Origin of the sequence: Methylobacterium sp. Leaf117, from assembly GCF_001422985.1 — a bacterium.
Taxonomy (GTDB): Bacteria; Pseudomonadota; Alphaproteobacteria; order Rhizobiales; family Beijerinckiaceae; genus Methylobacterium.
The window spans coordinates 73,109-86,023 of sequence record NZ_LMNL01000004.1; the positions used below are offsets into that span (position 1 = coordinate 73,109).

At 66.6% G+C, this 12,915-nt stretch carries 14 protein-coding genes and 1 pseudogene; 2 read left to right on the forward strand and 13 right to left on the reverse strand.

Annotated features, from left to right (window positions below; all coding sequences use genetic code 11):
* The first annotated feature begins 22 nt into the window (after window positions 1–22).
* Window positions 23–898, forward strand: a complete 876-nt coding sequence (locus ASF57_RS05320) for an aldo/keto reductase family oxidoreductase (protein WP_056480855.1) — start codon at window positions 23–25, stop codon at window positions 896–898.
* 309 nt (window positions 899–1,207) lie between these two features.
* On the opposite strand, the gene ASF57_RS05325 is transcribed toward ASF57_RS05320, so the two are convergent.
* From ASF57_RS05325 to ASF57_RS05365, 9 genes are all read right to left on the reverse strand, one after another.
* Entirely contained in the window at window positions 1,208–1,696 is a 489-nt protein-coding gene (locus ASF57_RS05325) for a YidB family protein (RefSeq protein ID WP_056480857.1), read from the reverse strand.
* A gap of 106 nt (window positions 1,697–1,802) precedes the next feature.
* A complete protein-coding gene (locus tag ASF57_RS05330; protein WP_056480859.1) occupies window positions 1,803–3,212 on the reverse strand; it encodes a TAXI family TRAP transporter solute-binding subunit in 1,410 nt (469 codons plus the stop codon).
* A gap of 149 nt (window positions 3,213–3,361) precedes the next feature.
* The gene (locus ASF57_RS05335) at window positions 3,362–3,796 is read right to left on the reverse strand and encodes a BA14K family protein (RefSeq protein ID WP_056480861.1); all 435 of its coding nucleotides are present in this window, start codon (window positions 3,794–3,796) and stop codon (window positions 3,362–3,364) included.
* Window positions 3,797–4,016: 220 nt separating this feature from the next.
* The gene (locus ASF57_RS05340; RefSeq protein ID WP_056190477.1) at window positions 4,017–4,454 is read right to left on the reverse strand and encodes a CsbD family protein; all 438 of its coding nucleotides are present in this window, start codon (window positions 4,452–4,454) and stop codon (window positions 4,017–4,019) included.
* A 100-nt stretch (window positions 4,455–4,554) separates the two neighbouring features.
* The gene (locus tag ASF57_RS05345; RefSeq protein WP_056190475.1) at window positions 4,555–4,758 is read right to left on the reverse strand and encodes a CsbD family protein; all 204 of its coding nucleotides are present in this window, start codon (window positions 4,756–4,758) and stop codon (window positions 4,555–4,557) included.
* A gap of 78 nt (window positions 4,759–4,836) precedes the next feature.
* Window positions 4,837–5,751 (reverse strand): hypothetical protein, encoded by a 915-nt coding sequence (locus ASF57_RS05350; protein WP_056480863.1) that lies wholly within the window; start codon window positions 5,749–5,751, stop codon window positions 4,837–4,839.
* Window positions 5,752–5,875: 124 nt separating this feature from the next.
* A complete protein-coding gene (locus ASF57_RS05355; protein ID WP_056480865.1) occupies window positions 5,876–6,385 on the reverse strand; it encodes a CsbD family protein in 510 nt (169 codons plus the stop codon).
* A gap of 61 nt (window positions 6,386–6,446) precedes the next feature.
* Window positions 6,447–6,710 carry a CsbD family protein gene (locus tag ASF57_RS26735; RefSeq protein WP_056480867.1) on the reverse strand — a complete coding sequence of 88 codons (264 nt, stop codon included), beginning with the start codon at window positions 6,708–6,710 and terminating at the stop codon, window positions 6,447–6,449.
* A gap of 144 nt (window positions 6,711–6,854) precedes the next feature.
* Window positions 6,855–8,312 carry a helix-turn-helix transcriptional regulator gene (locus ASF57_RS05365; RefSeq protein WP_056480869.1) on the reverse strand — a complete coding sequence of 486 codons (1,458 nt, stop codon included), beginning with the start codon at window positions 8,310–8,312 and terminating at the stop codon, window positions 6,855–6,857.
* 253 nt (window positions 8,313–8,565) lie between these two features.
* On the opposite strand from ASF57_RS05365, the gene ASF57_RS05370 reads away from it, so the two are divergent.
* On the forward strand, window positions 8,566–9,192 hold the full coding sequence (locus tag ASF57_RS05370; protein WP_056480871.1) for a sigma-70 family RNA polymerase sigma factor: 627 nt from the start codon (window positions 8,566–8,568) through the stop codon (window positions 9,190–9,192).
* Window positions 9,193–9,329: 137 nt separating this feature from the next.
* Here the strand turns inward: ASF57_RS05370 and ASF57_RS05375 are convergent, their stop codons facing one another.
* From ASF57_RS05375 to ASF57_RS26745, 4 genes and pseudogenes are all read right to left on the reverse strand, one after another.
* The gene (locus ASF57_RS05375; RefSeq protein WP_244476822.1) at window positions 9,330–10,229 is read right to left on the reverse strand and encodes an SMP-30/gluconolactonase/LRE family protein; all 900 of its coding nucleotides are present in this window, start codon (window positions 10,227–10,229) and stop codon (window positions 9,330–9,332) included.
* A 793-nt stretch (window positions 10,230–11,022) separates the two neighbouring features.
* Window positions 11,023–11,247 (reverse strand): annotated as a pseudogene (locus ASF57_RS26740) (hypothetical protein); the annotation flags it as partial.
* Between the two features lie 275 nt (window positions 11,248–11,522).
* The gene (locus ASF57_RS05380; protein WP_056480875.1) at window positions 11,523–12,317 is read right to left on the reverse strand and encodes an ABC transporter permease; all 795 of its coding nucleotides are present in this window, start codon (window positions 12,315–12,317) and stop codon (window positions 11,523–11,525) included.
* A 389-nt stretch (window positions 12,318–12,706) separates the two neighbouring features.
* Window positions 12,707–12,915 (reverse strand): transposase (locus tag ASF57_RS26745; RefSeq protein WP_244476823.1); only part of this gene is annotated, 209 nt, incomplete at its 5' end.

Genomic DNA, 12,915 nt, shown 5'->3' on the forward strand with positions numbered 1-12,915 from the left:
GTCACCACGACGGAGAGAGACCATGACCGACATCGCACGCGCCGGGACCTATGCCCTGGGGGACCGCACCGTGAAGCGCCTGGGCTATGGCGCCATGCAGCTGGCCGGCCCGCAGGTGTTCGGGCCGCCGAAAGACCGGGCCGAGGCCGTCGCGCTTCTGCGCGAGGCTGTGGCTTCGGGCGTCGACCATATCGATACCAGCGACTTCTACGGCCCGCACGTCACCAACGAGATCATCCGCGAGGCTCTCCATCCGTATCCGGACGACCTCGTGATCGTCACCAAGATCGGGGCGATGCGCGGCGACGACGCTTCGTGGAACCCGGCCTTTTCGCCCGAGGCGCTGACGCGCGCGGTCCATGACAACCTGCGCAACCTCGGTGTCGAGGCCCTCGACGTGGTGAACCTGCGTCTCATGTTCGACGTCCACGGTCCGGCCGAAGGCTCCATCGCGGCGCCCCTCGCCACCCTGGCCGAGCTTCAGCGCCAGGGCCTCGTCCGCCGGATCGGGCTCAGCAACGCCACCGCCCGGCAGGTCGCCGAGGGGCGGACCATCGCGGAGATCGTCTGCGTCCAGAACCAGTACAATCTCACCCACCGGGCCGACGACGCGCTGATTGACGACCTCGCCGCCTCGGGCACGGCCTACGTACCGTTCTTTCCGCTCGGCGGCTTCACGCCGCTCCAGTCGGCGACCCTGGACGCGGTCGCGGCCGATCTCGGCGCGACCCGGATGCAGGTGGCGCTCGCCTGGCTGCTCGCCCGCGCGCCCAACATCCTGCTGATCCCAGGCACCGCGTCGCGTGGGCACCTCCGCGAGAATCTGGCGGCGGCCGGGCTGACGTTGCCGGACAGCGCCCGTGCGGCCCTCGACGGGATCGCCGGCCCGGTCGCTTGAGGGCGGGCCCCCGTTCCACGGGCTGTGGCGCCGTCCGCTGCAAAGCACGCCATGGCCGGATTACGAGCCGACGAGAAGGCTCGCCGACTGGAACATGACGAAGACGAGGGTGCAGAGGGCGGCCGCGGCCAGGGCGTAGGACAGGCCCTTCATGAATTTGGTCACGTTCGGAGATCCGTTCAGCGAAGGCGGGCATGGCCCGGGAGGCGTCCCCTCCTGGGCCGTTCGCACGTATCGGAGGGGATGAGAGGTGGATCCGCCCCCTTCCGGCCGGCGCCGCGCGGCGCCGGCCGGGTCGGGAGGGAAGCGTCAGGCGGGCTTGCGGCCGTCGGCGGCGTAGCGGTCGATGGCCGAGGGAAGTTCCCGCGAGAGGCGCGCCAGCAGGGCCGGACGGCTCAGACCGGTCTGCTGGGTGAGATGGTCGAGGGTGTCCGGGCCGATGGCGCGCTCGAGATCGGCCTCGGGGATGTCGCGGTTGGGGCCGTGATTGACCCAGGAGGTCGCCGTCTCGCCGTGGCCGCCCTTGGTGAAGTGGTCGACCAGTTCGCTGAGGCCATTGGCGATCAGGCCGCCGATGCCGGCCGTACCGACGCCGCCGAGGAGGCTGCCGAGATTGCCGAGGCCGCTGCCGCCGGACTGTGTGCTGGTCGAGGAGGTGTTCGGAAGGTGCGGGATCGAGCCCTGCGTCGGGGTGCTGTCGTGACCCTTCAGCAGTTCGGCGAGCTTGTCGCGGTTCTGGTAGCCGGCCACGGCCAGCAGGCCCAGCAGCGCGGTCATCGAAGGATAGCCCTTGCTCATCGTCGGTCTCCGTTTCGGGTCTGTAACACTTGGTTTCGGGATCGGTTGGTTTCGGGATCGTTTGGTTTCGGGGTCGGTCCGGGCTGGGGCGCCCGGGGTCTCGCCGTCAGCCCGCCGTGGCGGCTTCCGTCGATGTCGTGCGCCCGGCCAGATCGCTCGGTTCGGCGGCGTACTGGCTGGCGGCGATGGTGCGCTTGACCGTGGAGCGGGCCGCGTCGATGGCGATCGCGGCCGCCGACAGGGTGCGGGCCTCGGTCGGGCGCTCGAGCGCGTGCTTGGCGATCTCGCCGGCCAGATCGTCGATCTCGCGGGCCAGATGCTCCAGGCGCGGGGCGTCGGTGGTGTCCTGGGCTTCCTGCCGGATCTCCAGCAGGCGGTCGGTGGCCTCCTCGATGCGCTCGCGGCGCAGGCGCGACAGGCGCTGGCCGACCCAGGCGAGCGCCGAGCCGATGCCGCCGCCGAGAAAGGCCACGAGGTAGATCCAGGTCTCGTAGCGTTCGATGAAGCCCTGCTGCTCACGCTCGAAGAAGTCGACGGCCCCCGGATGGATGGGCAGCCGCGCGCTCGTCGCACCCGCCGTGCTGTCGTAGCTCGGGGCCTGGAGGTAGTCGGCGGCCGGCGTCACGTTGGCCATGCCGCTGCGCGTCTCGAACAGGTGCTGGGTCACATCGGCCGCCACTGGGCGGGACAGGCTGGCGCGGGCCATCAGGCGATAGGACGCCCCCACCGTATGGACATCCTCGGCCGGGACCTTGGGACTGCCGCCGAAGGTCTCGGCCGGCATCGTCACGGCCTGGAGGCGTGGCAGGCGCGCGATGATGGCGTCGGCGTTCTCGACATCGACGAAGGCGACCCTGCCGGTACGGCTGACACGCTGGACGATCCCGACGATACGTTGCGCGGTCGGCGAGGTCGGAGCGATCACCGACACCACCGCGTCGATGCGCTTGGCGGTGAAGGCCGCGCCGAGGTCGGCCTCCGCCATTTCGACCAGCACGACGTGACGCGGCGGAACCGGTCCCTCGGGCTCCTTGTCGAGCAGCACCAAACCGTAATGCTCGACCATGGATCGGATCAGCGCCTGGTCGGCGTCCCGGTGGGCCAGGATGGCCAGGCGCTTGCGGTCGAGCTGGGGGAACCGGGTCAGGCCGGACCCTTCGGGCGAAGCGATGATCATGGCCTGGTCGCGCAGGATCGCGAGGGTCAGGCCGTTGTCGGGCAGATCGACGTCCGGACGCACCACGGCGAGGTCGGCGCGACCCTCCTGGAGGGCGGCGGCGCTGTCGCGCACGTCGTCGAGGTCCAGGACCTTCAGCCGGATCTCCTTGTGGCGCTTGGCCAAAGCATCCGCATAGGCATGGATCAGGGCGGGCTCGGTGCCGTCCCGCGGGGCGACGGCGACCGTCAGCACCGTGGCCCGCGAGACCCAGTAGGCCACCCCGGCCGCGAGGCAGAGACATACCGTGAGCATCAGGAACACGAGTTCCGGGCGCAGGACGAACTTGGCGAACTTCATCGGTCGGCGTTCGCTCCCTCTCGGCGACCGGCAGGTCCACCTGCCCGGACCTTGCCGGACAGGTGCAAGATGCGAGGCACCGGCCCAACGGGCAGGCGCAAGGCGCGACTCGCCAGCCCTATGGGCAGGCGGAAGGCGCTCGGCGCGGGCTACGGGCAGGTATGGCGGTCGCCGTCATTGCCCAGGTAGGTGCCGCTGGCCGCGTCGTACGAGCGGAAGCGGCGGGCACAGGCGGCCACCGCCTCGGCGGGGATTCCGCGCGGGGCGGCTTGGGCCTGCGAATTGGCGATGGCGCCGCCGATGATGGCCCCGGCGGCGAGACCGGCGACGCCGGCACCGACGGCCGCGCCGACGCCGGGTCCGCGGCGATAGCCGTAGCCGCGACGATAACCGTAGCCCCGGCCGTAGCCTCGTCCGCCGCGCCATCCGTGGCGGTGACCGAAGCGACGGTACTGGGCGTAGCCGGTCGGAAGGTCACCGCGTACCAGCGCCTCGACCGGCGCAGCCGTGGTGGCCGAAGCCTGGGCCGGCAGCCCGACGAGGGTGGCGACGACGGTCGCGGCAAGGGCGAGGGTCAGCTTCATCGTGGATCGGTTTCCAGGCTGGGTTTCGTGGGAGCGCGGCGGATCAGAAACGCGGATGCTCAGTAGCCCCGACGGTTCGGCGGAGTGGAGGCCCGGCCGCCGAAGCGGCGGCTGACATAGGCGATGACCTTCGGGAGCAGGAAGGCGGTGAGGAGCTTGCGGATCATGGGATGGTCTCCGTGGTGGTAGGATCGTCGGGCTGGGATCAGCGCCTGAGAGATCAGCGCTTCGGACGGGCGAGCCAGCCGACCGCGAAGGCGACGGCGGCGAGTCCGAGCAGGGCCGAGGTCCGATTGTCGTCGGCGTAGCGCGCCGCCTGTCGGCCGTAGGTCGCGCCGCGGCTGCGGGCCTGACGGGCGTAGTCGCGCCCCTCGTCGATGAGGTTTCCGGCCCGGTCGCGCGCATCGCCGACAAAGTGGCGGCCGTCCTCGATCAGGTTTCCGGCCCGGTCCCGGACCTCGTGGGCGAGGTGACGGCCGTCCTCGGCCAGATCCTCGGCCCGGTCGCGGGCGCGGCCATAGGCGTATTGCGCGCCGCCCGCGACCTGGTTGACGGCACCGCGGACCTGGCGGCCCGGATCACCGGTGACGCCGCCGAGGGCAGTTTGGGCGCGACCCTTGAGGTTGCGGGAAGCCCCGCGGAACTGATCGCGATTCATGAGTTTCTCCTGATCGTTCGGATGGGATGGAGCGGCGAGGCCGCCCCATCGGAGCGCGGAGGAATCCGCATAGTGAATGCGGTCGGCGCCTGCCTACGCCTCAGTGCTTGCCGGTGACCTTGTCGACCACCGAGGCGACGCCGTCCTTGGCCTCGCCGACGGTGCGCTGGGCCTCGCCCTTGAGTTCCTGGGCCTTGCCCTCGGCAACGAGCTTGTCGTTGCCCGTGACCTTGCCGACGCCTTCCTTGAGGTTTCCGACGGCTTCGTTGGCGAGGCCCTTCAGCTTGTCCGTGGTGCTGCTCATGGGATGGCTCCTTTGATGTGAGGGATCGCGATCTTCGCAGAGGGACCGGCCGGTCGCGGGGACCGGCCGGGGATGGGCTCAGACGCGGCGGGCGTCGTAAGCGTCGGCGAGGGTGTGGAGCTTCGGGGCGCCGATCCGGCCACCGAAGAAGCCGGCGAGCGCGCCGAGGATCAGGGCGAGCGCGCCGTAGAAGGCACCCTGGGTCGCGGCGGACTTGGCGGCCACGGCGGCGGCCTCGGCCTTCACCTTGGCGGTGGCGACGGTCTCGTCGTACTGCTTCTTGTAGTCCTGGATCTGAGCCTTGGCCTGATCGACCGGGATGTTCTGCGCCTTGGCGAGAGCGTCGGCGGCGCGGTTCTCGGCCTGAGCCTTCTGGGCCGGGTCACCCGTGAACAGGGCGCGGATGGCGGCCACAGCCGCATCCTTGGCGGCCTGCGGGTCCTGGCCGGCGGTCTGGTTGCGGACCGACTGCTCGATGCCGTCGAGCGGGTTGGTGATTTTCGACAGCGAGGGCGCTGCGGCCTGGGCCGCCGTCTGTACGGTTCCGCCGACGAGCGAGCCGGCGCCGCCGAGCGTGCTGGTCACGCCCGAGAAGGCGCCGCCGATGAGGCCACCGGCCGCCGAGGTCAGCAGGTAGAGCACCACGAGCGTGGTCACCGCCCAGGAGACGAGGCCGTGCAGGCCGGCCGCACCGGTGACGGGCTTGCCCGAGAGGCGGCCGGCGATGAAGCCGCCGGCGAGCGAGGCGACGATGCCGGAGCCCACGAACCAGATGCCGGCGCTCATCGACAGGGTCGAGGCGGCCGGGTTGTCGGCAGCCACCGGGCCGACGCTGGATAGGCCGACGCCGACGCCGACCATGTTGAGGATGACCTGGGTCACCAGGGCGGTGACGGCGCCGGCGAAGATGGCGCCCCAGGAAACCTGGTTCAGCAGGACGGTGCGGGTGTCGGCCGAGGCGCCGGGGGTGGCGAGGATGGGGGAAGTGGACACGTAGAGGTACTCCGGGTGGTCGGTCGTCCGAGAAGTTCGGTCGTTCGAGGGGGGGCGTGAGGGTGGGAGGGCTGCACGACCGCGCGTCAGGCGCGGCCGTGAAGGTCGGGTGCGGCGCGGCGGATCAATCGCGGCCGTGGATGAGGAGGCCGAGGCCGTAGCCGAGGAGGCCGGCGACGAGCAGGGCGGCGACGGGGTGCTCGCCGATCTGGGCAACGGCTTCGCGTCCGCTCTGGCGCAGGGTGTGGCCGCCGTTTTCGTAGGCGTCCTCGGCGTAATCGTAGGCTTCGCGGCCGGCATTGCGGACCGAACGCTCGGCGCGCTCGTAGGTGTCGCCGGCGGCGCCCTGTGCGTGGCGGGCCCGATCCTTGATCGCGCGTCCGTCGGACCCGGCGACGTCGTCGACGGCATCGCGGACCCGCGCACCCACGTCGCGCGCCGTATCGGCGACACGGTCGGCCGCATCGCGCACGGCGTCCTTGGCCTGGCCGTAGAGGTTCTCGGCCGTGCCCTGAACCTCGCGGGCGCGGCCCTCGACCGAGTCCCGGTTCGAGCCGGTCAGGTCGCCGACGGCGCCCTGGATCTTGCCGCCGAGTTCCTGTGCGGCGCCGGTGATCCGGTTGGTATCGACCATGATGTGTCTCCTGTGTGTGATGCGGGTGGATGGGGTGAAGGTCTGCGACGTTCCAGCAAAGCTACGGCTTAGGGGCGGTCTTTGTTTTCACGTCGGAGTTCGGTGGTTTCTGGCGAGGCTCGGCTTCATGCCGCGTCGTCAGGTCTTTCTGGGACTTGGAGTCTTGCTGGGACTTGCCTTCCGCCTCGACCCGGCCGTCGCCGATCAGCTTGCCGATGGCTTCCTTGACCGAGCCCTTGAGCGTCTCTGAGGTCGGCCCCACCCCAGTCTTGTTCTCGGTCCCGGTCTTTATCTCCGTCCCGGTCCTGGATTTCGGCTCGTTCATGCAGGCGCGCTCCTGAAGGACTGTCAGGATCGAGACCCCTGACGCGGGATGGCCTGGACAGGCTGGGCGACACTCGTCCGCACCCCAGGTGGCATCGGAATGACGCCAGACAATGGTTTATCCGTACTAGTATAATGAGTTTTCTTAACTAGGTGCGGCCGTTGGAAATCCATTGTTCCGCCCCCACACGATGGCCTCGGAGCGCTTGTGGACATCGAGTTTCCGGTAGAGCGCGGCGGAGTGATTGCGCACCGTGTTCTTCGACAGGTTGAGACGCTTGGCGATGACGTCGTCGCTGAGGCCCTGGCAGATCAGGTCCAGAATCTGGCGCTCCCGCACCGTCATGTTGGGCGAGACCGCATCCTGGTGGTCGCCGCCGGGCTGGCGCAGGTTGGCCAGCTTCTCGATCAGCCCGCGGCTGAACCAGGAGGTGTCGGCCATCACCGCCTCGATGGCCTCGAACAGGTCGCGCTCCGTGCGCTTGCGGTCGGTGATGTCCTGCAGGACGAGGAGCGCGAAGGCCTCCTCGCCGATCTCGACCCGCTCGGCCGAGATCAGGCAGTCGAGATTAGTGCCGTCCTCGTGCTTGAGGCAGGCCTCCAGTCCGAGCACGTAGCCGGTGCGCGCCACCGCCGTCTCGAACCGGATCCTGGCCGCCTCATGGACCCAGAGGCCGAGATCGGCAGGCGAGCGTCCGCTCACCGTGTCGCTGCCGTAGCCGAAGACCCGCGCGAAGGCCTCGTTGACGCCCGTGATGGCAAAGCCTTCCGCCCGCGCCAGGAGGGTCGGCACGGGTGTCAGGCGAAACGCCTTGGCGAAGCGCTCCTCGCTCTGGCGCAGGGCCGTCTCGGCTTTGCGCCGGAGGTCGAGGTCGGCGAAGGTGAAGAGCATGCACGGCTCGTCGCCGAGATCCATGGGCTGGCCGGCCACGATCACGTAGCGGCTTCCGCCATCCGGCAGGTCGAGGCAGGCCTCCATCTGGGGAATGGTGCCGCCTTCGTTGAGCCGCGAGATCGCCAGATCCCGGCTGCGGGCATTGGCCAGGACGTCGACCTCGTAGACGCTGCGGCCGATCACGGCGTCGCGGGTGTAGCCGGTCATCTCGAGGAAACCGAGATTCACCTTGACGTGACGCAGGTCCGACAGCCGGCAGATCACCGCCGGGGCCGGGTTGGCGTTGAAGGTGGCCTCGAAGCGCGCCTCGGCCTCGAACTGCTCGGAAACATCCTTGAGGATCAGCGCGAGGCAACTCGGGTTGCCCTCGCGGTCGGTGGCCACCAAGCTGCGCAGCGAGTGGACGAAATCGACGTCCGGCCGATCGGTGCGCTTCACCTCGACGATGACGTCATGGAAGCGCTCACCCGAGACCACGCGCTCGATCGGATACTGGTTCGGAGCGTGGTTGTTGCGGTAGCGCAGGGCGAAGCGCTCACGATAGGCGTCCACGGTCTCGCCGAGCTCGCCGACGGTCTCAGCTCCATGCATCGCCAACGCGGCCTCGTTGGCATACGCGATGGTCTGGTCGGGCTCGACCAGGATCACGCCCTCGCTGAGGCCGGCGATGATTTGCCGGAGTTCATGCCTGTCGACGCCGAGGGTCACGGTGGCTCCCTGGGGACGCTGCCCCGCACAATGGTCCCGCTCGTAACAAGAACGCGGGATCGCAGTTCCGCATCCGAAGCCCGAATGTCTGGTATATCTGGATCATTGACGTGAACGTGATGGCCCAATCACAAGCTGAACGCGGTCTTGTCCCGTAAAGCGACAGGCGATCTGGATCGTGCTCCAGACACAAGGGCGGTCGTTCGTGCTGTCAGATCTCCAACACCAAAATCCTGTTTCGGATGAAGCGGGATTGTCCCGGCACATCCAGGATCGCATCGGCCGACGACTGAGCACGGTCTTCCCATGTCCCGATGCTGTTGAGGACACCTCGCGCCTCGGTCAGGTTCTGCTTCGGCTGGCGCAGGCCCTGGCGCCGGCGCCGGCGGGCAATCCGGTTCCGGATTCCTTCCGGACCGATCTGCTCGCCGCCGTGCCGCAACTCCGGCGCTACGCGCTCGCGCAGTGCCGGAACGCCGCCGAGGCCGACGACCTCGTCCAGACGACCCTGATGCGGGCCTGGGAAAACCGGTCGCGGTTCGAGCCGGGGACCCGGCTGATCGCCTGGCTCTTCACGATTCTGCGCAACGCGTTCCTCAACCAGCGCAAGCGCCTACGGCGCGAAGTCGAGGATGTCGACGGCGCTTTCGCCGCAACCCTGAGCCTGGAGCCCGAGCAGGAGCGCCGCGTCGAACTGATTCAGCTCCAGGCCGCCCTGAACACCCTCACGGCCGAACACCGCGAGACCCTCCTCCTCGTGATGGTCGACGGCCTGCTCTACGAGGAGGCCGCCCGGGTCCTTGGGTGCCGGACCGGCACGGTGAAGAGCCGCGTCAGCCGGGCCCGTGAACGCCTCGCTCTAGCTCTGGGCACGGATTGAACGACGCCGGGCGCGCCCAGCGAGCGCCGTGGAACTGGTGGGGACGCCGCTTCTCTGACTCGACGCGCCGGTCCCCGCCCCCGGAATCGAAGGAGGCGGGAATCGGACAGCCTATTCCGCCCGATCGGCGTGGCCGTTCAGACCGAGAGCCGGAAAGCCGGCTCCAACAGTCCGCGACATCCAGCTGCAACCACGAGGGTGCGTCCGTGCTCCGGGTCAGCTTCCCGCTCCTCGGGACTCATGCCCTCGTAGGCACTGGTGATGAGCAGGCGATCCAAGTCGGGGCCTGCGAAGGTGGGGCACGAAGGACGCGTCACCGGCAGGGGGATCGTGCGCACGCGCAGGCCTTCCGGACTGTAGGCATCGATGCAAGCGGCGCCCCAGCGGGCGCACCAGATCCGGCCTTCGGCATCGACGGCGGCTCCATCCAGGCCCCCCTCCCCACCGCGATGATCGTAGAGCGTCGTTGGCTCCCCCGTCGGCAGGCCGGTGCGGGAATCGAGGGCCACGCGCTGGAGCAGGCCCACGTTGGTGTCGGCGAAGTAGCCGGTTCTGCCGTCGGGCGAGAAGCAGATGGCGTTCGGGATGGTCAGGGCACCGAAGAGGCGCGTCACCTGGGTGCCGGCGACGTGGTAGATCGCGCCGCGCCCCGACTCGGCGTCCCGCCCCATGGTGCTGATCCAGAGGGCGCCGCTGGGGTGGACCCGACCGTCGTTGGAGCGGGTGCCGTGATCCTCTGCCTCCAAAGGGCAGAGCAGCGCAAGCGCACCATCCTCGAGGCCGCGCAAGTAGAGCCCGTTCTCGGCCGCCAGAAGGTGCCGTGTCTTGTCCACCGCGACTACGGTGCTCACCATGATGGGCAGGCCATGTACGCGGGCCGCCCCTCCCCCTGCCAAGGGCGCCTCGAACAGGCGCCGTTCAAGGATGTCGACCCACCAGGCGGTGTCAGTTCGCGGGTCGTAGCAAGGCCCCTCGCCGAGGTGGCAGCGGGGTGCGTTCAGGATCCGTAGACCGTCCAGGGGCTCGTTGGTCCTCACATCCATCCTCCGGTCATCGCGCTGGCTCGGATCATCATACTCGAGACGGATGCGGAGAGCCCCTCACCAGAGAACCTCCGATCGATCGGCTCCAGTGCAGGGCTATCGATTTTGTTCGGTAAGCTGCACGACCGGCTGTGACCCCAGTCTCCTACCGGGTCGCGCCGGACGCGGTCATTGCCTGTGACATTCGGCAACGAACGGCTTCACACAGCTGGGAAAAGTCCGTGTGCGTTTGGCGTCGCGCTGCATCGGGTTGCGAGCCCAATCATTCCGTCCTCAATTGGGTTCGTTCTGCCAAAACGGTCCTCTGTGCGCCTCTATGAAATCTGACTGGCAAAAAGAAAACGCAGGCGTCACGTGTGCGAAATATAGAAATACCTAAATTTGCGGTTGTTTTGTGCCAATCGTAAGTCGCGATTGTACCGAAGCTTAAATACGATAAATTTTGTAAATCATAAACAATAAATCCCTATCTGATAATCGCTTTAACAATCAGGAAACGTGTCAAAACCTGCGCTGGGTAGAAAATACTTAGAGCTCGAATACAAAAATATCGCATGCGAATTACTACAATAAAAATCTTTACTACGGATCTACGTTAGTAATTACATCTGGTTTTCTAATGATAGATGATGCTCCTTTTTTACGGTTTTATTATTAATTAATTGTGGAGGCCTTTAACAAGTCGCGTAAGCCGCGCGTCATTGGCTCGCCAAGCTCAAGGTGTGAGGTTTTTGATCGTTGGGCAGGCGAACGTCGCCGTATGCGTAATGCTCAAGACTGGAAGCGAACTTCGGAGCAGCGCGTCCGGGTAGCGGTCGGGATCGGATGTCTGGAGGCGCAGGAGTAGCTGTCCTCCGGTTTGCGTAGGATCCGCCTCGAACCAGGATCGCAGGTCGTCGGTGACTGCGATGAGAGGATCCGGGCGACGGCGTCCGCGCTTCGGCTTCAGCGCGGGCTGTGCCGTCGGTTGAACCTCACCCATCCGCCAAGCCGTGCGCAGCCCCGGCAGGAAGTCGGCGACCGGGATGGCGCGGCCGACGTGTCGAGCGGCAGGATGACGGTGCCCTCTCTGGTTAGTTCGGACTCGATTTCCTGCTGGAGATTCTGCTGACGATCGCGACGCTGAACATTCTCCTGTCGCTGATCGTCACCCGCCGCACCTTCGGCGCTCAGGTCCGATAGGTGGCAGAGGTTGCGCGCGTCGGCCTTGGAAGGCCGCGCCGTGCGATCCAGGCGTACCGCCGGATGCTCAGCCGCAACATTATCCGTTTGCAGCAACTGGCCGAATTACTGGAATCGACGGACGACGGTGCGTTCCATGAGCAAGCCGAGGCAGAGAGATCCCGAACCCCAAGCCATAACGTAGAAATAATCGACCGTGATTCCGAGCGAAGGATTGTAGGCGAGCCGGACCCACTCGATGATCTGGACGACCGGATTCCACTTTAGAAGGTCATAAATTTCGGTTGGAAGCATATGTGGTAAGAAAAAAACGCCGGATGTCATGTATAATAGAATACTTAAGACAATATATCCCCATAGCCATCCGGGGAAAAATGACATCATGCCGATGTTGATAGCACCCATACCAAGTCCCAGGAGAAGGGCCATGAGATAGCCTTCGATTGCTCGAGCCGGATCTTCTGGCATAGGGTCGACACCCAGCAGCAAAAGTATCCCGATGATGATCAGCAGGCCCTGGAAGCCTTTCACAGTTTCGACGATGAAACGCGCGATCATGATGTCGAAGGATTTTACCTGCGGGTAGTACATTAACGGTCTATTGACAAGAATAGCTTTCATTGCTTCGCGAGACGTGTACTGAAAAACCAGAGCTGGAACGGCGCCCGTCGCAACGAACAGGATCGGGTTGTTGCCCATTGGAGATGGCATGTTGCGGAACAACATGATCGTAACCATCAGAAAGATGTGCGCTACGGGCCACAGAACCACGACGACGTAGCCCCAGTAGGACGCGCCGAACCGCGTGCGCATGTCTCGCAGCATCAGGGCGCGAATGACCTCCGCGTACACCGCCAAGTCGCTCCGTTTGGTGGAGATGGGTGACGTCGGTGGCAGCATGTCCGGTCCTGATTGGCGTGCACTGAACACCATAGCTGGGCACTTGGACCAAATTGTGGGTCAGGCAAGAAGGCTGCCGGCACCGCTGAAGGTCGACGACGCCCGATGATGACCGGAGTTTGCAGGGTTGTGGTGCTGGACCCAGCCTCAACCCCGGCAGATCGCCGCCTGACAACCGGTTGGAAACACGACCGCGGCCTTCACCGCAGGCGTACGAGACATCGGGAATTCCGTCGTTGCAGCTGGCACATCGGCAGCTCTGCTCTTTGTGAGAACTAGGGTCTGGACTCGATCAGCACCAGAAGGCGATGACGGCAGCGAGTGCGACGGCCGAGGCGTAGTTTCGGGCCAGCTTGTCGTAGCGGGTGGCGATGCGGGTCTGGACTCGATCAGCACCAGAAGGCGATGACGGCAGCGAGTGCGACGGCCGAGGCGTAGTTTCGGGCCAGCTTGTCGTAGCGGGTGGCGATGCGACGGAAGTCTTTCAGGCGATTGAAGCTTGCTTCAATCCGCCAGCGCTCGCAGTAGCGGCGCTTGTCGTGGCGGATCTTCCGCTTGCGGCCGCGCTTGCCGGGGATGATCGGCGTGATGCCTTTTT

Excerpts from the sequence above, each read along its gene's own strand:
- ASF57_RS05320 (WP_056480855.1), top strand. The coding sequence starts at position 23 with ATGACCGACATCGCACGCGCCGGGACCTATGCCCTGGGGGACCGCACC.
- ASF57_RS05325 (WP_056480857.1), bottom strand. The coding sequence starts at position 1,696 with ATGAGCAAGGGCTATCCTTCGATGACCGCGCTGCTGGGCCTGCTGGCC.
- ASF57_RS05330 (WP_056480859.1), bottom strand. The coding sequence starts at position 3,212 with ATGAAGTTCGCCAAGTTCGTCCTGCGCCCGGAACTCGTGTTCCTGATG.
- ASF57_RS05335 (WP_056480861.1), bottom strand. The coding sequence starts at position 3,796 with ATGAAGCTGACCCTCGCCCTTGCCGCGACCGTCGTCGCCACCCTCGTC.
- ASF57_RS05340 (WP_056190477.1), bottom strand. The coding sequence starts at position 4,454 with ATGAATCGCGATCAGTTCCGCGGGGCTTCCCGCAACCTCAAGGGTCGC.
- ASF57_RS05345 (WP_056190475.1), bottom strand. The coding sequence starts at position 4,758 with ATGAGCAGCACCACGGACAAGCTGAAGGGCCTCGCCAACGAAGCCGTC.
- ASF57_RS05355 (WP_056480865.1), bottom strand. The coding sequence starts at position 6,385 with ATGGTCGATACCAACCGGATCACCGGCGCCGCACAGGAACTCGGCGGC.
- ASF57_RS26735 (WP_056480867.1), bottom strand. The coding sequence starts at position 6,710 with ATGAACGAGCCGAAATCCAGGACCGGGACGGAGATAAAGACCGGGACC.
- ASF57_RS05380 (WP_056480875.1), bottom strand. The coding sequence starts at position 12,317 with ATGCTGCCACCGACGTCACCCATCTCCACCAAACGGAGCGACTTGGCG.